This is a genomic window from Streptomyces sp. T12 (assembly GCF_028736035.1).
Taxonomy (GTDB): domain Bacteria; phylum Actinomycetota; class Actinomycetes; order Streptomycetales; family Streptomycetaceae; genus Streptomyces.
The window spans coordinates 7,735,844-7,753,920 of the sequence record NZ_CP117866.1 but is presented as its reverse complement, the minus strand read 5'-3'; the positions used below and the strand labels follow the sequence as shown (position 1 = coordinate 7,753,920).

At 70.7% G+C, this 18,077-nt stretch carries 14 protein-coding genes; 5 read left to right on the top strand and 9 right to left on the bottom strand.

All coding sequences use genetic code 11. The features are described 5' to 3' along the window. The first annotated feature begins 159 nt into the window (after positions 1 to 159). The 3 genes from PBV52_RS34985 to PBV52_RS34975 all read left to right on the top strand — a co-directional run bounded on the left by PBV52_RS34985 (position 160) and on the right by PBV52_RS34975 (position 3,546). Positions 160 to 330 (top strand): hypothetical protein, encoded by a 171-nt coding sequence (locus PBV52_RS34985; RefSeq protein ID WP_274243839.1) that lies wholly within the window; start codon positions 160 to 162, stop codon positions 328 to 330. An 81-nt stretch (positions 331 to 411) separates the two neighbouring features. Then, positions 412 to 1,773 (top strand): diacylglycerol kinase family protein, encoded by a 1,362-nt coding sequence (locus PBV52_RS34980; protein WP_274243834.1) that lies wholly within the window; start codon positions 412 to 414, stop codon positions 1,771 to 1,773. Positions 1,774 to 1,971: 198 nt separating this feature from the next. Next, positions 1,972 to 3,546, top strand: a complete 1,575-nt coding sequence (locus tag PBV52_RS34975; protein ID WP_274243832.1) for a carboxylesterase/lipase family protein — start codon at positions 1,972 to 1,974, stop codon at positions 3,544 to 3,546. An 87-nt stretch (positions 3,547 to 3,633) separates the two neighbouring features. On the opposite strand, the gene PBV52_RS34970 is transcribed toward PBV52_RS34975, so the two are convergent. From PBV52_RS34970 to PBV52_RS34960, 3 genes are all read right to left on the bottom strand, one after another. Then, entirely contained in the window at positions 3,634 to 4,401 is a 768-nt protein-coding gene (locus tag PBV52_RS34970; RefSeq protein ID WP_274243830.1) for a glucose 1-dehydrogenase, read from the bottom strand. A 33-nt stretch (positions 4,402 to 4,434) separates the two neighbouring features. Beyond that, positions 4,435 to 4,782, bottom strand: coding sequence for a cyclophilin-like fold protein (locus tag PBV52_RS34965; protein ID WP_306801455.1), 348 nt, complete (start codon positions 4,780 to 4,782; stop codon positions 4,435 to 4,437). 209 nt (positions 4,783 to 4,991) lie between these two features. Beyond that, positions 4,992 to 5,657 carry an SDR family oxidoreductase gene (locus tag PBV52_RS34960; protein WP_274243828.1) on the bottom strand — a complete coding sequence of 222 codons (666 nt, stop codon included), beginning with the start codon at positions 5,655 to 5,657 and terminating at the stop codon, positions 4,992 to 4,994. A 180-nt stretch (positions 5,658 to 5,837) separates the two neighbouring features. Here PBV52_RS34960 and PBV52_RS34955 point away from each other — a divergent pair, with 180 nt between their 5' ends. Further along, positions 5,838 to 6,719, top strand: a complete 882-nt coding sequence (locus PBV52_RS34955; protein ID WP_274243826.1) for a helix-turn-helix domain-containing protein — start codon at positions 5,838 to 5,840, stop codon at positions 6,717 to 6,719. A 72-nt stretch (positions 6,720 to 6,791) separates the two neighbouring features. Here PBV52_RS34955 and PBV52_RS34950 read toward each other — a convergent pair whose 3' ends face one another. The 5 genes from PBV52_RS34950 to PBV52_RS34930 all read right to left on the bottom strand — a co-directional run bounded on the left by PBV52_RS34950 (position 6,792) and on the right by PBV52_RS34930 (position 15,384). Further along, complete coding sequence (locus PBV52_RS34950; protein WP_274243824.1) at positions 6,792 to 10,154, bottom strand: discoidin domain-containing protein; 3,363 nt, start codon at positions 10,152 to 10,154, stop codon at positions 6,792 to 6,794. 55 nt (positions 10,155 to 10,209) lie between these two features. After that, a complete protein-coding gene (locus PBV52_RS34945; RefSeq protein ID WP_274243823.1) occupies positions 10,210 to 11,403 on the bottom strand; it encodes an XdhC/CoxI family protein in 1,194 nt (397 codons plus the stop codon). 159 nt (positions 11,404 to 11,562) lie between these two features. Next, complete coding sequence (locus PBV52_RS34940) at positions 11,563 to 13,755, bottom strand: xanthine dehydrogenase family protein molybdopterin-binding subunit (protein ID WP_274243821.1); 2,193 nt, start codon at positions 13,753 to 13,755, stop codon at positions 11,563 to 11,565. Then, positions 13,752 to 14,732: a xanthine dehydrogenase family protein subunit M gene (locus tag PBV52_RS34935; RefSeq protein WP_274243819.1), complete on the bottom strand. Its 981-nt coding sequence runs from the start codon at positions 14,730 to 14,732 to the stop codon at positions 13,752 to 13,754. Before PBV52_RS34935 ends, PBV52_RS34940 begins: the two co-directional genes overlap by 4 nt. A 13-nt stretch (positions 14,733 to 14,745) precedes the next feature. Then, positions 14,746 to 15,384: a (2Fe-2S)-binding protein gene (locus tag PBV52_RS34930; protein WP_274243818.1), complete on the bottom strand. Its 639-nt coding sequence runs from the start codon at positions 15,382 to 15,384 to the stop codon at positions 14,746 to 14,748. Between the two features lie 465 nt (positions 15,385 to 15,849). On the opposite strand from PBV52_RS34930, the gene PBV52_RS34925 reads away from it, so the two are divergent. Further along, positions 15,850 to 16,767: a S9 family peptidase gene (locus PBV52_RS34925; protein ID WP_274243816.1), complete on the top strand. Its 918-nt coding sequence runs from the start codon at positions 15,850 to 15,852 to the stop codon at positions 16,765 to 16,767. Positions 16,768 to 17,169: 402 nt separating this feature from the next. Here PBV52_RS34925 and PBV52_RS34920 read toward each other — a convergent pair whose 3' ends face one another. Beyond that, the gene (locus PBV52_RS34920; protein WP_274243814.1) at positions 17,170 to 18,036 is read right to left on the bottom strand and encodes a helix-turn-helix transcriptional regulator; all 867 of its coding nucleotides are present in this window, start codon (positions 18,034 to 18,036) and stop codon (positions 17,170 to 17,172) included. Positions 18,037 to 18,077: the final 41 nt, after the last annotated feature.

Below are 18,077 nucleotides of genomic sequence, written 5' to 3'. Positions count from 1 at the left end.
TGACGCCGACGGACACCGGTGACGTTACGGCGGCCACCTGCCGGCCCGCTCACCAAGTGTCCGATTCGTAACCAGTCGCAGTCGGACGCCTTGTCCGACGGGTTGTCTGTATCCCAACCGGTGGCCACCACTACCGCCGACACCCGGGAAGGACCGACCATGACACTGCTCCACCTGTTCTCCGTGCTGCTGGCGTTGTCCGTGTCCGTGCACGTGGGATGTTCTGCCGCATTCATCGCTTGGCGCGGCGGCAGCCGCCCCACGGTCGCCGTTCTCATCGGCGGCGGAGCGATCGGCCTCTACTTCGCCGCGGTGGCGGCCTACCGCTGAGGCACGGGGCCCGGCCACCGGGCCCCGCTCCCGCCCCGCAACCGACCGGCCCTACCATGTCCGCCGGCGAGTGAAGGAGCCATGACCGTGGACTTGAGCAGGTGGGATTACCGAGGCCAGCGGTGGGCGGCCAGGGCGGCACTGGCCGCGGCGGGGCTCGCGGTGCTCGTGCCGCTCGCCTACGGCGGTCTCGGCGGCGTCCTGCTGCTCGTGGCCGGGGCCGCGGGTCTGGGCCTCAGCGCGGTCGCGGTGTGGTGGACGCTGACCCTGCGCGGACCGGTGCGCTGGGCCGCCGCCGTCCTGGCCCTGGCGGTACCGGCCGCCGTAGTGGCCCTGTTCGCGGCCACCCTCTTCTGGGCGCTGCTGGCATCCGTGGCGCTGTGGGCGGTGGCCGTGTGGAGCGGCCGGTACGCGCTGCGGGGCACGGGCAGCCCTCGGGTGCGGGTGATGCGGGAGCGGAAGGCACCGCCGCCGCAGCGGCCGTATCTGATCATGAACCCGCGCTCGGGCGGCGGGAAGGTGGTCCGCTTCGCGCTCCAGGAGAAGGCGGAGCGCCTCGGCGCCCGCGTCATCCTGCTCGACCCGGACCAGCACCAGGACGTCACCGCCCTGGCCCGCAAGGCCGTGGCGGACGGCGCCGACCTGCTGGGCGTCGCGGGCGGTGACGGCACCCAGGCGCTGGTCGCGGCCGTCGCCGCCGCGTACGACATCCCGTTCCTGGTGATCAGCGCCGGCACCCGCAACCACTTCGCCATGGACCTGGGCCTCGACCGCGAGGACCCCTCCACCTGCCTGGACGCCCTCACCGACGGCGTGGAACTCCGCGTCGACCTCGGCTTCGCGGGCGGCCGGCCCTTCGTCAACAACGCCTCCTTCGGGGCGTACGCGGCCATCGTGCAGAGCCCCGGCTACCGCGACGACAAGATCGGCACCAGCCTGGAGCTGCTGCCCGACCTGCTCACCCGCCAGCAGGGCCCGCGGCTGACCGCCCGTGCGGCGGGCACCACGCTCGACGCTCCGCATGCCGTGCTGGTCAGCAACAACCCCTACCGCACGGACGATCCGTTCGGGCTCGGCCGCCGCGACCGTCTCGACGCGGCCGTCCTCGGCGTCCTCGGCCTCAGGGTGGACAGCGCGGCCGAGGCCGCCGGACTGCTCCTCGACCCCGCGCCGGGCGGCCTCACCATCCTCACCGCGCCCGACGTGATCATCGAGGCCGACCGCGCGGAGATCGAGGCCGGCATCGACGGCGAGGCGCTCGTCCTGCCCGCCCCCGTCCACTGCCGCATCACACCCGGCGCCCTACGCGTCCGCGTCCCCCGCAAACGCCCCGGCGTCCCACAGCCCGCTCCCCGCCTCGACTGGCGCAGGCTGCGCAAACTGGCGGCGACGGTGGGGCGTACGGCGGTGCACCACCGGAGCCGGCGTGACCAGGATCGCTAGTCGGGCGTAAGGCTCCCCCGTCGGCCGCCTCGGCCTCGCCGACTACCCCGGGATCCGGGCGAAAGGGGGAGGAATCCTTCCCTCCCTTTCCCGCGAGAGACATGCGAGCCTCGTCGATCATGCGGTCGTCGACGCGCTTCGTGGTGCTGTCGGCCTCGGCTTTCGTCTCGCGGTTTCACGCAGGGAAGGGGTATCCCGTTGAGTCAGGGTCTCGGACGTAGAGGGTTTCTGGGAGTCGCGGGCGCGGGCGTTGTCGGCGGGGCGCTCGGGGCCGGGGCCTTGGCCCCCACCGACGCCCTGGCGAGTCCCCGCCGCGACGCGGGCGCCCGGTCGGTCGTCGTCGGCACCCGATCGGGCAAGGTGCGCGGCGTCGAGCGCGGCGACGGCGTGCTGGTCTGGAAGGGGCTGCCCTACGCCGCCCCGCCGACCGGCTCCCGGCGCTACGCCCCGCCGCAGCCGGTGACGTCGTGGACGGGCGTGCGGGATGCGTCCGCGTACGGCCATGCCGCACCGCAGGTGCCACTGCTGCCCGGCCTGCCGGAGACCCCGAACCAGAGCGAGGACTGTCTGTACCTCAACGTCTGGTCCCCCTCCACCAAGGGGAAGCGGCCGGTGATCGTGTGGGTCCACGGCGGCGGGTTCCTCGCCGGGACGGGCAACGACCCGACCTTCGACGGCGGGAACTATGCCCAGCGCGACTGTGTCGTCGTCACGTTCAACTACCGGCTGGGCGCCTTCGGCAGCCTCTACCAGCCGGACCGTTACGGTTCCGGGAACCTGCGGCTGCTGGACCAGATGGCCGCACTGCGCTGGGTCCGCGACAACATCGCCGCCTTCGGCGGTGACCCGTGCGCCGTCACGGTCATGGGCGAGTCGGCGGGCGCCATGTCCATCGGCGCGCTGCTCGGCACCTCCCGGGCGCGCGGACTGTTCCACCGCGCCATCATCCAGAGCGGCGGCCCGCGCCCCTGCCACACCACCGAGTTCGCCTCCGCCACTCGGGAGGCGGTCCTGCGCTCCCTCAAGACCACGGACACCTCGCGCCTGACGACGGTGTCGACCGGGGAACTGCTCGACGCCTCGGTGCAGGCCGCGAACGACCCCCAGCTGCTGGAGCCGTACGGCCACGTCATCGACGGGCAGGTGCTGCCGCAGCACCCGCTGGGAGCCGTGGACGGAGACGTCGATCTGCTGATCGGCACCTGCAACATGGAGGCCGAGCCGTTCATGGGCTCGCCCGTCTTCTCCGGCCGTTTCGAGACCCTGGCCCGCCAGGCGACGGGCGAGCGCGCCTGGGACCGGCTCCTGAAGGTCTACGACGACACCGCCCTGCCCGGGCACACGACCCTCAACGACGTGCTCAGCGGCTGGTTCGTCGTGATGCCCTCGGTCTGGCTGGCCGAGTACGCCCACCGGGCCGGCGCCCGGGTGTGGCAGTACACCTTCGACTATGCCGAAGCCGGCCCGTTCGGGCCCACGCACGGCAGCGACGTCCAGTACACCTTCGGCAACTGGGGCCAGGGCGACTTCACCGGTGCCGCGCCGGCCGACCTCCCGACGGCACGGGCCCTGTCCGCGAAGATGATCGACTCCTTCACCTCGTTCGCCCACCACGGGACTCCTTCGACCCGGGCGCTGCCGGACTGGCCGGCCTTCACCCCTCGCGACCGGGCGTGCCTGTCGTTCGACGTGGAGCCGCGTCTGGTGCGCGACCGGCTCGCCGACGCGCGGCGCGAGGCGTGGGACGGAGTCGATCCCTTCACCGTCTGCTGATGCCCGATGCCCGATGCCCGATGCCTGTTGCCTGATGCCGCTGCCGTGGGGGCCGCCGTTCGTTGCGTGACCGCGGCTCCCATGCCGTTATCGGGCGACGTAGCCGCCGTCGACGGGGAGGGCGACGCCTACGACGAAGCTGGCCCCCGGGCTGCACAGCCACAGGACCGCCTGGGCGATCTCCTCAGCCGTACCAAGGCGATTGATGGGCTGGTTGGCCTCGGCCTCGGCGCGGTCGAGTTCGCCCTTGGTGATCATGTCGTGGACCATGGGGGTGTCGATGGCGCCGGGGCAGACGGCGTTGACGCGGATGCCGCGCGGGGCGTATTCGAGGGCGGCGCTGGTGGTCAGGCCGATCACGCCGTGCTTGGAGGCGTGGTAGGAGGCCCGGCCGGGCAGGCCGACCAGGCCGCCGAGCGAGGAGCAGTTGACGATGGCGCCGCTGCCCTGGGCGCGCATGTGCCGCAGCTCGTGCTTCATGCAGGCCCACACGCCGCGCAGATTGATGGCGTTGACGCGGTCGAAGCGTTCGGCGGGTTCGTCGGCGGCGTCGCTGGGCGGGATCTGGATGCCGGCGTTGTTGTACGCCATGTCGAGGCGGCCGAAGGTCTCGACGGTGCGGTCGACCGCGGCCGCGACCTGGTCCTCGTCGCTGACGTCACAGGTGAGGGCGAGGGCCCGGTGGCCGGCGTCGGTGAGTTCCTTGACGGCTGCGTTCAGGGCGGCTTCGTCGATGTCGGTGAGGGCGACGGCGGCTCCGGCCTCGGCGAAGGCGCGGGCGGTCGCCAGGCCCATGCCGGAGCCGGCTCCGGTGACGAGGGCGACCTGGCCGGTGAAGTCGTAGGCGGGGTTCACGTGTCTTTCTCCCGTTGAGCGTGGGCCGCGTGGTCAGGAGGCGGCTTCGATGGTGACCTGGGTGGCGGTGGCGAGGCGTTCGGTGTCGCCGTGCACGCGGCCGAGGATGATCAGGCCGGCGTCACTGGAGCCGCTGCCTCGGTAGAAGAGGGCCAGGTTGCCCCAGGGCGCGTAATACGCCAGGTCACCGGGCTTGGCTTCGGCGGCGTCCGGGGCGCCGGAGGTGGACAGCCGACGCGGGAGGTCAGCGATCTTCTCCGTCCGGTGGAAGTCGCTCAGGTTCAGGGTGAGCGGGAGCAGGGCGGCGAAGTCGCGGGCCGTGGCGCTGTCGTTGAGCGTGGCATCGACCCGGTGGCCGTCGACGGTGAACCGGATGGTCATGGCGGTGTTCTTGTCCTCAGAGGGTGAGACTGGTGCCGTGGCTGCCGGCGCTCGCTGTGACGCAGACGCGGAGGCGGAGGACGAGGCCGGGGAAGGCTGAGACGGGGGTGCCTCGTCGGTACAGGCGGTCACTGCGAGCAGTAACGCGGTCGGGACGGCGCGGGCAAGGCTGGAACGGGTGGTCAGGCTCACGGCATCCTCCAGGGGCGTCAGTCGGGCAGGGGCTCGGCGTAGTGGCGGAAGCCGTCGCGCTTGAGGTGGATGTCGTACAGGCGCTGGGCCAGCACCCCGGGGCTGCTGTGTTCGGCATCGGGGCGGATGGCGCCGGGGATGATCAGCTGGGCCGCGTGGATGTTCTCGGGGGCGAGGGTGTCGTACAGCATGCGGGCGTAGGCGCTCTCGGCGGCGAAGGCGATCGAGGTGCCGGCCCGGTCCGGGTGGGGGCGCACGGCGCTGCCGCCGTTGACGAACAGGAGCGTGCCGCGGCCGAGTTCGCGCATGCCGGGCAGCACGGCGTTCACCGCGGTGACCGGGCCCTTGACGGAGAAGGACAGGGGCGCGTCGAGGTCGTCGGCGCTGGTGTCGAGGACCGACTTCATGAAGTCGGCGCGGGGCACGGGGCTGTACTGCAGGATCTCGATCGGCCCCAGGGCGGCTGCGGCCGCGTACAGGGCCGCGTCCAGTGACTCGATGTCCAGGACGTCGGCGGTGAAGCCCTGGGCCTGGATGCCGTCACCGTCCAACTCGGCGGCGAGTGCCTCCAGTTTCTCTGCGTTGCGGGAGATCAGGGCGACGGTGTGTCCGGCGGATCCGAAGCGGCGGGCGGTGGCGAGTCCGAGGCCGGGGCCGGCGCCGACGAGGGCGAAGGTCGTCATGGTGAGTCCTTGTGGGTGGAGGGGCTTCGCTCAGGCTTGAGGAGGACCTTGCTGGCGCGGCCCTCTGCTCCGTGTCGAGCCTCACATGCAAAGGCAAGGGCGGAAAGCGGAGAAACACATCCGGGGAGGAAGGCATCCTGGGAGTAAATTCTCCCTCCTTCCGCGGGTGCGATCGGTGTCATGCTCGGCTGCATGACCAGCAACGTTCCCCTCAACGAGCTGGGAGAATTCCTCAAGAAGCGCCGCGCCGAGCTGAGCCCGCGCACTGTCGGCCTGCCCGACAACGGCAGTCCCCGCCGGGTCGCCGGGCTGCGCCGCGAAGAGGTCGCCCAGCTCGCCGGCATCAGCACCGACTACTACACGCGTCTCGAACAGGGCCGTATGCAGGCGTCCGCGCCCGTGCTGGACGTCCTCGCCCGGGTGCTCCATCTCGACGACGACGAACGCGGCTACCTCTTCCAGCTGGCCGGCAAGACCACCACCCGCGGCCGCAGCCGGGGACGGCAGAAGGTCCAGCCGCAACTGCAACGGGTGCTGGACGACCTCACCGCCACCCCCGCCATCGTGCAGGGCCGCCGCGGGGACATCCTGGCCTGGAACGCGCTCGCGGCCGCGCTGGTCACCGACTTCTCCCGCCTCCCGGAAAAGCACCGCAACTACCCGCGGATCAGCTTCACCGATCCGGCCATGCGCACCCTGTACGCCGACTGGGAGACCTCCGCGCGGCTCGCCGTGGCGCAGCTGCGGATGGAGGCGGCGAGGTATCCCGAAGACCCTCGCCTGATCGAGCTGGTCGGCCAACTGTCGCTGCGTGACAAGCAGTTCGCCCAGTGGTGGGGCGACCACAAGGTCGCCGCCCGGACCGTGGGCACCAAGACCCTCAACCACCCGGTCGTCGGCGAACTCGTCCTGGACTGGGACACCCTCACCGCCAACACCGACCCCGACCAGAACCTCACGGTCTGGACCGCCGAGCCCGGCTCCCCCACCCACGAGCGGCTGCGCATCCTCGCCTCCTGGGCCGCCGACCAGAACCTGCCGGCCTCCCCACCTCTCACCTGACCACCGCCGGTCCCGTATGCGCCGAGCGGCCCAAGGACTGCGCCGGGCACGCCGACAGCCGGCCGAAGCGGACTACCTGACGAGGATCTCGGCGAGTTGGAGGCGGTACTTGGTGTTCTCGTCGGAGGCGGGTGTGCCCAGCTTGGTGGTCCGCAGGCGCAGGTAGCGGCCGGTGGCGGAGGTGAGCGTGTAGGTCTGGGCGGCTCCGTTCGGGTTGGGCTGGCCGGTGACCGTGCGGGCGGTGGTGTACGACGTGGCGCCGTCGGCCCGGGTCTGGAGCGTGAAGTCGGCCGGGAAGCCCGCCGTGCCGCCACCGGCCCCGCCCGTGTCCGTGCGCGGGCAGAGGGTGACGGAGCCGATCGCCCGGTCGGCGCCGAGGTCGATCTCGATCCAGACGGGTGTGCGACTGACGTCGGCGGCGGGGAAGTCGATGCTGGTGAAGCCCTTGGCGCCGGTCACGCTGGTGGTGGTGCCGTCCAGGATCCGCGTCTTGCCCCAGTCGCCGTTCTCGAAGGTGTAGTCGGCCGTGACGGTGGTCGCGGCGGTGGGGACGGTGAGTTCGGCGAGCTGGAGGCGGTACTTGGCGCTCTCGTCGGAGGCCGGGCTGCCGAGCCGGGTCGCCTGGAGGCGGACGTAGCGCGCGGTGGTCGTCCGGAAGCCGTACGTCTGGACAAGCCCGCCCGGATTCGGCTGGCCCGTGACGGTGCGGACGGTGGTGTAGGTGCCGGCGCCGTCGGGGCGGGTCTGGATGGTGAAGTCGACCGGGAAGCCCGCGGTGCCGCCGCCCGCCGCCGGGGTGTCGGTGCGCGGGAAGAGGCGTACGGCGTCCAGGTCGGTGTCGGCCCCGAGGTCGATCTCGACCCAGACCGGATTCGCGGACACGTCGGCGGAGGGGAAGTCGTTGCTGGTGTAGCCCTTGGCGCCGGTCACGCTCGTGAGCCGGCCGTCGGTGAGCCTGCTCCTGCCCCAGTCGCCGTTCTCCAGGCTGTTGTTGCTGGTGACTGGCCGGCCCAGGGCGAGGTCGTCGAGGCGGCCTGTTCCGGTGGCCGTGAAGGTCCAGGCGCCCGGCTGCACGGTGAAGTAGACGTAGGACGCGTCCTTGCCGTCGTAGGCCAGACCGCTCACGCTGCCGGTGGCGGCGCCGTTGGTGTAGACGGTGGTGGCGCCCGCGGTGATGACCGGCTGTGAGCCGCCGTAGGTGGGCACGCCGACCCGGGCCGTCGTCCCGCTCGGGGAGGTGAGCGTGAGGGTGGCCTTGGTGCCGTCGCGGGTGATGCCGAAGCGGATGTCGCCCTTGACGGTGGGCACGACAGTGTTGATCTTCGCGAGGGTGCCGGTCTGCGGGACGACCTCGTACGTCGTCCAGCCGGGCTTGGTGGGACGCACCCCGGCGGCGTAGGCGGACAGCGCGTACAGCGGGCCGCCGTTCCAGGCGTGGTTGTCGGTGCCCGCGGACTTCTCCCACACTTCCCACAGGGTGTGGCAGGCGGGGTCGGCGACCTGAGCGGCGAAGCGGTTGCGCATCCGCTCCTCGGCCACGGTGGCCGCGCCCATCAGGTACAGCGCCTCCAGGACGTAGAACTCCATGTACGGGCTGGCGTTGAGGTGGGTGCGCAGCACCTCGGTGACCGCCCGGTGGCGGGGGGCGGGGGCGAGCCCGGCGACCACCGCGAGGGCGTTGCCGCGGTCGTCGGTGTCGCCGTTGTAGCCGGGTGAGCGGTACTCGTTCCTGGACGTGTTCCACAGCACGCGGTCGAAGTTGGCCTTGATGCTGTCGCGCCGGGCCTGCCATCCGGCCACGTCCCCGCTGTTGCCGCTGAGGTCGGCGAGCTTGGCGGCGGTGTCCAGGGCCAGGTAGTACCAGCAGTTGTCCAGGGCGCGGGCGTCGATGTTGCTGCCCCAGTCCTCCCAGTCCCAGTCCCCCGCGCGGTGGTTGACCAGGCCGTCGGCGTCCAGACTCCACAGGTTCAGGTACTTCTTCACCGCCGGGTAGGCGCCGGTGACGGCGCTCGCGTCGCCGGTGTAGACGTAGTACGTCCAGAACGACCACACCGAGGCGAGCATCTGCACGGGCAGTTCGGCGGTCCAGATCGTCGTCGGGACCGGGGAGTACAGCGCCCCGCTGTCCTTCTGCCAGGCGGCGAGCTGGGCGATGGCCTTCTTGCCGAGTGCGTGGGAGCGGGTGTCGAAGGTGTAGAAGCCTTCCTTGAGCTGGTTGACCACGTCGCCCCACCACTGGGCCCGTTCGCGGGTCGGGCAGTCCATGTAGTTGTCCCGCATGTTGACGTACATCGTGCGGGCCGCCTTGGTCCACAGGGTGTCCAGGAAGGCGTCACTGCTGCTGAACGAGCCCGCGAAGTCGGTGTCGTAGCCGGACTCCCGGTACTTCAGCTCCAGGATCGTCACGCCCGCCGGGATGGTGTACCGCACCGCCGTGCCGCTCATCCACGCCAGGGGCTCGAACTCCTGCACCCCACCGGTGCAGACGTAGGTGGCGCGCACGTTGTACTGAGTCCCCGGCTCGATCCCGGTCAGGCCCGCGCCGTCGTCGTAGTGGTCAGTCTGGATGCCGATCACCGCACCCGCCGGGGCGTCCACCTTCAGGAACGGCGTGACCTGGAGGTTGGACGGCAAGGTGGCCGAGATCGCGGTGGCGCCCTGTCCGGTGGACGGGAGCGAGGAGGCGTTGGCGTAGGACTTCAGACCGGAGTAGCGGAACTGCGGGATGGGTCGCTGGACGAGGTTGTTCCAGGGCGCAGCACCGGCGGCACCGAAGTCGGTCGGCGCCGTCCAGCCGCCGTCGTTGAAGCCGGGTGACCGCCAGCCCGACACGACGGCGGCGGCTCGGGCGTCGTAGAAGATGTTGGACTCGGGCAGCCGGAAGTTCACCTGCGTACCGCTGGTGTTGTTCGAGTAGCCCGGGTGGACGGTGTGCTTCCAGCTGGTGTCGCTGACCAGCCGGGTGGTCGTCGAGCCGGTGGTGATGTCGGACTGGAACAGCAGACCGCCCTTGCCGCTGCTGTTGTGCGAGAAGCCCTGCTTGCCGAAGTACCAGACCAGCAGGGCGATCGTGTTGGTGCCGCTGGTGAGGTAGGGGGCGAGGTCGATCTCGTCGTAGTAGGTGTCCGTACGGTTCGGGCCTCGCTTGAGTCCGCCCTCGAAGACCACCAGGGTGCCGTTCACCCACAGCCAGTACTTCGAGTCGGCCGCGATCTGGGTCACGGCCTTCGAGGGCGCGGAGCCGAGGGTGAACGATCTGCGGAAGGCCACCCACTGGTTCGCCGAACTGGACGGCGCCCAGATCCACTTCGCCGTCCACGAGACAGCGGCGGCCGCCTCGGGCGCGAGGCGCGGCAGCGTCAGGGAGCCCAGGGTGGGAGCGAGGGCCACGGCTATGGCCGAGCGCAGGGCGGACCGGCGGGTGAGAAGGGGCATCGCGGGCTCCTGTGGAGGTGCAGAGTGAGCGAGGGGGGGTGGTGAGTGAATCGTTTCAATATCTTCTTTGCAGCGGGAATCCTGGAGCCTGGCGCAACAGGGCGTCAATCCCCTTGCGGGGGTTCTTCGAAGCGGCCCCGGAAACGCGATGGATCGGGCCGGTGACCCGGGTCAGGGGGAGACCCGTGCTCTGGCTGGCGTGGGCGATGATCTCGGCGGTGATGGAGATGGCCGTCTCCTCGGGGGTGCGGGCACCGAGGTCGAGGCCGATCGGGGAGTGCAGCCGGTCCAACTGCCCGTCGGTGACCCCGACTTCACGCAGGCGACGCAGGCGTTCGTCGTGGGTGCGGCGGGAGCCCATGGCGCCGATGTAGCCGACGGGCAGGTCGAGGGCGAGCTGGAGCAGGGGGATGTCGAACTTGGCGTCGTGGGTGAGGACGCAGATGGCGGTCCGGCCGTCCACGGCCGTCTGGGCCAGGTAGCGGTGGGGCCAGTCGACGACCGCCTCGTCGGCGTACGGGAAGCGGGCGGCGGTGGCGAAGACGGGGCGGGCGTCGCACACGGTGACGTGGTAGCCCAGGAACCGGCCGGCCTGGGCGAGGGCGGCGGCGAAGTCGATGGCGCCGAAGATGAGCATGCGGGGGCGGGTGGCGGCCGCGTGGACGAGGAGGGAGAGCTTCTCGGGGCAGGTGTCGGCGTGTCCGCCGAGGGAGACGAGCGCGGTGCGTCCGGTGCGCAGCTGGGCGGTGGCCCGGTCCGCGACCGCCCGGCCGGTCGGCCCGTCGCCGAGCGTGCGGTCGGCGATCCAGCTGTCGCCGAGCACGCTCAAAGTGGCGCCGAGCAATCCCCCGGGCCCGTCCACGACCTGGGCGACGGCGGCGGGCCGGCCCTCGACCGCCTCGGCGAGCGCCGCGCCGAGATGCGGCTGGGCGGCGGGGTCGATGCGCTGGACGAGGACATCGAGTTCGCCGCCGCAGGTCAGTCCCACGGCGAAGGCGTCGTCGTCGGAGTAGCCGAACCAGGCCCGCTGGGCAGGGCCTTGGTCGTGCAGCACCTGTCGGCACAGCTCGTACACCGCGCCCTCGACGCAGCCGCCGGAGATGCTGCCGACCGCGTTGCCGTCCTCGTCCACCGCCACCGACGTACCGATGGGCAGGGGTGCACTGCCGGTGACGCCGACGATGGTGGCCAGGGCGAAGGGGCGTTCCTCGCGGCACCAGCGGTGCAGTGCGTCCGCGATGTTCAGCATGGGGGGTCTCCAGGGGTCTCCAGAGCAGACGGTCGCTGTCGCAGAAGGTGAGCGGGCCGCCGCCGCGGCGATGGAGGCGCATGCGCGGCGGCGGCCCGGGGAGGGCCCGGCAGCCGTACGGGGGTTCGGCTGCCGGACCCGGCTATGGAGGCAGTGGCGTCAGAGCAACGCTTCGGCGGTGATGGGCAGTTGGCGGACCCGGCGGCCGGTGGCGTTGAACACCGCGTTGCCGATCGCGGCCGCCACGCCCACCTGGACGACCTCGCCGAGCCCCTTGACGCCCAGCAGGTTGCCGGCGTTGTCCTCGCCGTCGAGGTAGATCGCCTTGATCTCGGGGACGTCGGCGTTCACGGGTACGAGATAGTCAGCGAGGCTGGAGTTCACGATCCGTCCGTCGCGGTGGTCGGTGACCGTGTGCTCCAACAGCGCCTGGCCGATGCCGCCCACGATCCCGCCGAAGGCCTGGCTCTCGGCGAGCTTGGGGCTGATGATCCGCCCCGCGTCGTACACGCCGAGCATCTTGCGCACCCGCACCAGCCCCAGGTCCGCATCGACCGAGACCTCGGCGAAGGTCGCGCTGTAGGCGAAGTAGGCGGACCGCTCGGAGCCAGGCCCTTCGTAAGAACCGTTCGCCTCCAGGTGGGAGCGGTCGTTGCGGGCCAGCAGGCGCTTGTACGTCTCACCGCGCGCCGTGTTGTTCCGCACGTGCAGTCGGCCGTTGCGTACCACCACATCGTCCGCGTTGACCCCGTACAGCGGCGACTCCCGGTCCTCCACGGCCAGCTTGATCGCCTGCTGCCGCACCTTGTTGCAGGCGTCGACGACGGCCGAGCCGACACTGGCCATGGTCGCCGAACCGCCGTGCGGCGAGGTGAACGGATACTCCGAGTCCCCCAGCCGGAACGTGACCGTGCGCATGGTCAGCCCCAAGGCGTCGGCCGCGACCTGGGTCTGGGAGGTGTACGTGCCCGGCCCCATGTCGGTGGTGGCCGCGTCCACGACCGCCGTGCCGTCGGCGTCCAGCCGCGCCCTGGCCTGCGCGGGGAAGCGCCCGCAGTCGTAGGCCCCGGCGGCCATGCCCAGGCCGATCAGCAGGCTCCCCTCCCGCGTGGAGCGCGGCTCGGGATTGCGGCGGTCCCAGCCGAACTCGCGGGCGCCGACCGTGTAGCACTCGCTCAGCCGTCGGGAGGAGAACGGCTCGTTGGTCGACTCGTCCTCGGCCGGTTCGTTGCGCCGGCGCAGCTCGATCGGGTCGATGCCGAGTCCGTGCGCGAGCTCGTCCATGGCCGACTCGATCACGAACGATCCGGTGGCGAAGCCGGGCCCGCGCATCCAGATCGGGGTGTTCACGTCCAACGGCACCTGCCGGTACGCCTGGCGGACGTTGGGCATGCTGTACATCATCTGGCCCGTGCCCAGGACGGCCTCGAAGAACGTCTCGTACGACGAGGTCTCGTGGTCGATGTCGTGGATCGCGGCGTTCAGCCGGCCGCGCCGGTCGCTGCCGAGGCGCAGCCGGTACGCGTACGACGGCCGGAAGCCAGTACCGAAGTACATCTGCTTGCGGCTGAGCACCAGCTTGACCGGGCGGCGCGTCACCCGCGCGGCGAGCGCGGCGACGATCGTGTGCGGCCAGCAGCGCAGTCCACTGCCGAAGCCACCGCCGACGAACGGGTTGATGACCCGCACCGCGTCCGCCGGGAGGTCGAAGACCGCCGCGATCTCGTCGTGCGTGCCCATCACCCACTGCGTCTTGTCCCACACCGTGAGCTGGTTGCCGTTCCAGCGGGCGACGGTGGCGTGCGGTTCCATCGGGTTGTGGTGGTTGCGCGCCAGTTCGTAGGTCAGGTCCAGCCGTACGGCCGAGGAGCGCAGACCTGCTTCCGCGTCTCCGCGCGCGTACCGGGTCGGCTCGCCCGGCTCGGCCTTGGTGAGGTCGGTCGAGGGCTGCTCGGCGTCGTAGCGGACCTTGACCAGGCTCGCCCCGTGCTGGGCGGCCTCCAACGTGGTCGCCACCACCACGGCGACCGGCTGGCCGTGGAACAACACCTGGTCGTCCTGGAACACCCGAAGCCTGCACCCCTGCGGGTTGTTGGACCCGGCGTTGTCACGGTACGGGAGCTTCGGCGCGTTGCCGTGGTGGATCACCCGCAGCACACCGGCGTGTTTCTCGGCGGCGCGTGTGTCGATGGAGGTGATACGGCCGCGTCCGATGCTCGCGTCGACGATGACGGCGTGCACGACACCCTTGAGGTCGTGCTCGGCGGCGTACTCCGCCTTGCCGGTGACCTTGAGCCGGCCGTCCACCCGGGACAGCGGCGCACCTACGGCTGCCTGCGGCTGGGGGCTCATTCCATCTCTCCTACGGTACGCAGCTGACGTTCGACGGTTCGCTTCAGGAGCTCGACCTTGAACCGGTTGTGCCGAAGGGGGCGGGCGCCGTCGGCGGCGCGGCCGGCGGCCTCGGCCCACAGGCGGTCCGAGGGGCGCTCGCCGATGAGGGCCTGCTCGACGGCGGACAGCTTCCACGGCACCGTGGCCACGCCGCCGGCGGAGACCTTCGCCTCCCGGATCACCCCGCCGCGCACATGCAGCGCGACGGCCGCCGAGGCGAGCCCGAAGGAATAGGACTGCCGGTCGCGGAGCTTGAGGTAGGCCGACTTCAGCGGACGCGGATACGCCGGGATCTCGACCGCCGTGATCAACTCGCCCTGGCGGATGTTCTGTTCACGGTGCGGGGTGCTGCCGGGGCGGAGCAGGAAGTCGGCGAAGGGGAGGCTGCGCTCCCTGCCGTCCGGGGCCTGCAGGTGGACGCTCGCCTCCAGGGCGGTGAGGGCGACGGCGAAGTCGGAGGCATGAACGGCCACACAGTGGTCGGAGCCGCCGAGGATCGCGTGGCCGCGGTTGTAGCCGTGCAGGGCGGCGCAGCCGGAGCCGGGCTCGCGCTTGTTGCAGTCGGCGGTCACGTCACGGAAGTACGTACAGCGGGTGCGCTGCATGATGTTGCCGCCGATGGTGGCCATGTTCCGCAGCTGCGCCGAGGCTCCCCGCAGGGCCTGGGCGGCCACCGGGAAGAGGGAGTTCAGCTTGGGGTCGGCGGTGGCCACGGACATCGGGACCAGGGCGCCGATACGGATGCCTCCGCCCGAGGTGGCGGTGATCTCACGCAGGGGCAGGGCGCTGATGTCGACGATCGTCTCGGGGGTTTCGACGGTCTCGCGCATCAGGTCGACCAGGGTGGTGCCGCCGGCGATGTAACGACCGCCGCGTCTGCCGGCGTCCAGGGCTTCCCGGACGCTGTTGACGCGGGTGTAGGAGAAGGGATGCATGTGGGGCCGCTCCTTACTTCCGGGCGGCGGTCTGCTCGACCGCGCGCACGATCTTGACGTAGCAGCCACAGCGGCAGACGTTGCCGCTCATGTACTCCCGGATCTCCTCCGGCGAGTTGGTGTGGCCCTCCTGGATGCACGCGACGCCGGACATGATCTGGCCCGGAGTGCAGTAGCCGCACTGGAAGGCGTCCTCGTCGATGAACGCCTGCTGCAGCGGGTGCAGTTCGTCGCCGTCCGCCAGTCCCTCGATGGTGGTGACCTCGGCGCCCTCCAGCCGTACGGCCAGCGTCAGGCAGGAGTTGACCCGCTGCCCGTCGACCAGCACCGTGCACGCCCCGCAAGCCCCGGCGTTGCAGCCCTTCTTGGAGCCGGTCAGGTCGAGGTGCTCGCGCAGCAGGTCCAGCAGCGAGGTCCGGTTGTCCACGGTGACGGTCCGGCGGGTGCCGTTGACCGTCAGGGAGACACGGCTGGAGGGCGACGCCCCCGCGGCGGAGGCCTCCTCCGAGCCGGCGAGGAACGTCCCTGCGGCCACCACGGCACCGCCCACCACGACACCTGTGGCGATGACGGCACGCCGACTGGGCCCCGAGGAGGACTCACCCGATTCAGTCGAGGGTGGAACAGCGGATTCAGAGAGGTCAGCAGACATACGTACGCCTTCGCATCACGGACGGGACAGACGTGAACAACAGCGGGGCAGCAGGCGCGGGATCAACGCCACCGCGGGGAAAGGGCGACCGCGCGCCTTGGCAGCGGCGGCTGGTCACGTCGGAAGTCTTGCATCACCGGCGACGCTCGCGACAGGGAGACTTTTATCCCCCCTTTGCCTTCTCGTGGTCTTCTCCATGACAAGGAGGCGGTGAGCGAACTGGCCACATGGGCGTCAAGACCGGTTCGTGATCGACACGGCGACGATCTGACCCCTGATTCTCCGCCCCGCTACCAGACTCACCCGATTCCCGGCAGGGAGAGATTCTTCCCTGGGAGGTTTCCCTCCCTCTCGCTTTCGCGGCACAGAATGAACAATGCCAACGGAACACCCGCGGCAAATCCGTTCGCGGATCTATTCTCCCGTGTGCGAGACGCACGAGGTTCGCTAATACCGGAGCGCACCATGACCGAACTCGACATGTCCGAGCTGGCGTTCAACGGATTCGTCGGGCAGTGGACGGAAGGCACCACCGACGGCCGCCGCGCCCCCCTTCTGCGCCGCCCCTCCGAACTGGGCCTGGCCTACGAGGACGTGACATTCCCGTCGATGGACGGCGTACCTCTCGAAGGCTGGTTCATCCCGGCCGACTCCGACCGGCTGATCATCCACAACCACTTCTCCCCCGGCAACCGGTACGGCTACCCCGGACACCTCCCGGGCTGGGACCGCTTCGGCGGCTTCGAGGTCAACTTCCTGCCCGCCTACAAGGGCCTGCACGACGCCGGGTACAACGTCCTCACCTACGACCTGCGCAACCACGGCATGAGCGGCTACGGCAACGGCGGCATCTGCACCATCGGCCTCACCGAGTACCGCGACGTCATCGGCTCACTCCGCCATGTCGCCTCGCGCCCGGACACCGCGAGCATGAAGAAGGCCCTGCTGTCGGTGTGCCTCGGCGGCAATTCCACCGCGGTGGCCTGGGCCAAGCACCCCGAGGAGTTCGCCGAGATCCAGGCCCTGGTCCTGCACCAGCCGTTGGAGGGCCGTTCCATCGGCGAGCAGTTCTCGAAGGCCATCGGTTTCGAGGGCGGCTACGACCGGCTCGACCAGGCCGTCCTGGAGCGCACCGGCTTCCATCTGGCAGAGCAGTCGCCTGCGAAGTACGCCTCCGCCATCACCGTGCCCACGCTGGTCGGGCAGGTGCACGACGACGTGATGACCACCCCGGAAGCCGTGCAGGCGGTCCACGACGCCATCCCCGTCGAGGACAAGAAGATGCACTGGATCCACGGCACCTCACGCCGCTTCGACGGCTACAACTACTTCAGCGAGCACCCCGAAGTCGCCGTCGCCTGGTTCGACGCCCACGTCCGCTGAGGACTTCGACGCCTCCCAGCGGTATCGGGCGATCGTCGTCGGCGCGCCGCACAGCGCGGTCAACTTCTCGGCGCCGGGGAAGAAGACCTCGCTCATCGTTCCGCGAGGCGGCGCCGGAGCCGCAGCGCCGGGACCAGGTTCAGGAGCAGTCCGATCGCCGCGACCCCGGTGACCAGGTTCAGGCCGGGCCGATAGGCGGTGAAGTCGGCGCCGCTGTCGCTTGTTCCGGCGAGCTGAGGAACCGGTCAAGAAGAGGGCGGACCGGGGGCGGAGGTGCGCGGCGCGGTCGGCCTCGTGACGAGCGTGCCAGGAGTGCCGTACACGAAGAAGGGAGAGCCTTTTCCCAGGCGTGGGCCGCGTAGGAGAAAAGGCTCCCCCTTTGAAGGGAATACCGCCGGACGGTCAGGCGGAGCTGCTGGTCGAACGGCTGGGGTCCGCGGCCCAGGACGCCAGCATGCGCAGGCTGTCGTGGGTCGGGGTGCCGGATTCGGCGGTCCAGACGATGATCTGCAGGTCGGGGTCGGCGGCCCAGGTGACGGCGTTCCAGTCGAGATGCAGGTCCCCGACCACGGGGTGGTGCAGGTGCTTGGTCCCGGTGTCCCGGACAGCGACGTTGTGGGCACCCCACCACTGGCGGAACTGCTCGTCCCGGACCGAGAGTTCGCCCACCAGGGCGGCGAGCTGCGCGTCCCCGGGGTTGTTCGTGTTGTGCATCCGCATCTGGGCGATGGCCAGCCGCGTGACGCCCTCCCAGTCCGCGTACAGCTCGCGCATCGTGGGGTCGGTGATGAGCAGCCTGATGTAGTAGCGCTGCTTCTCCGGGATCTTTCCGAAGTCGGTGATCAGGGCGGCGCCCATGGCGTTCCAGGCGGCGATCTCGGTACGCGGCCCGATCACGAAGGCCGGGGTGTGCGCCATGTCGTCGAGCATGCGCTGCAACTGCGGCTGTGCCTTGGGGCGCGGCCGGCGGCGGGGCGGACGGAATTCCTCCTTGGCCGCGAGCTCGTACAGGTAGGCGCGCTGGTCGTCGTCCAGGCGCAGCACTCGGGCCAGGGAGTCCAGCACGGACGGCGAGGGCTGGATACGGCCCTGTTCGAGGCGAGCGTAGTAGTCGGTGCTGATGGCCGCCAGTACGGCGACCTCCTCACGGCGCAGGCCCGCGACACGCCGCGAGCCGCCGTCGGGCAGGCCGACAGCGGCCGGGTCGAGCTCGGCGCGGCGCGCCTTGAGGAATTCCCCCAGATCATGGCGGTGAGCATCGCGGTTCATGCCTTCACCCTGGCACCGGAGAGCGGTGTTGTCAGGGGGAG

Coding starts and splice junctions, on each gene's coding strand:
- PBV52_RS34985 (WP_274243839.1), top strand. CDS start 160: ATGACACTGCTCCACCTGTTCTCCGTGCTGCTGGCGTTGTCCGTGTCC.
- PBV52_RS34980 (WP_274243834.1), top strand. CDS start 412: ATGACCGTGGACTTGAGCAGGTGGGATTACCGAGGCCAGCGGTGGGCG.
- PBV52_RS34965 (WP_306801455.1), bottom strand. CDS start 4,782: ATGACCATCCGGTTCACCGTCGACGGCCACCGGGTCGATGCCACGCTC.
- PBV52_RS34960 (WP_274243828.1), bottom strand. CDS start 5,657: ATGACGACCTTCGCCCTCGTCGGCGCCGGCCCCGGCCTCGGACTCGCC.
- PBV52_RS34955 (WP_274243826.1), top strand. CDS start 5,838: ATGCTCGGCTGCATGACCAGCAACGTTCCCCTCAACGAGCTGGGAGAA.
- PBV52_RS34950 (WP_274243824.1), bottom strand. CDS start 10,154: ATGCCCCTTCTCACCCGCCGGTCCGCCCTGCGCTCGGCCATAGCCGTG.
- PBV52_RS34945 (WP_274243823.1), bottom strand. CDS start 11,403: ATGCTGAACATCGCGGACGCACTGCACCGCTGGTGCCGCGAGGAACGC.
- PBV52_RS34940 (WP_274243821.1), bottom strand. CDS start 13,755: ATGAGCCCCCAGCCGCAGGCAGCCGTAGGTGCGCCGCTGTCCCGGGTG.
- PBV52_RS34935 (WP_274243819.1), bottom strand. CDS start 14,732: ATGCATCCCTTCTCCTACACCCGCGTCAACAGCGTCCGGGAAGCCCTG.
- PBV52_RS34930 (WP_274243818.1), bottom strand. CDS start 15,384: ATGTCTGCTGACCTCTCTGAATCCGCTGTTCCACCCTCGACTGAATCG.
- PBV52_RS34925 (WP_274243816.1), top strand. CDS start 15,850: ATGACCGAACTCGACATGTCCGAGCTGGCGTTCAACGGATTCGTCGGG.
- PBV52_RS34920 (WP_274243814.1), bottom strand. CDS start 18,036: ATGAACCGCGATGCTCACCGCCATGATCTGGGGGAATTCCTCAAGGCG.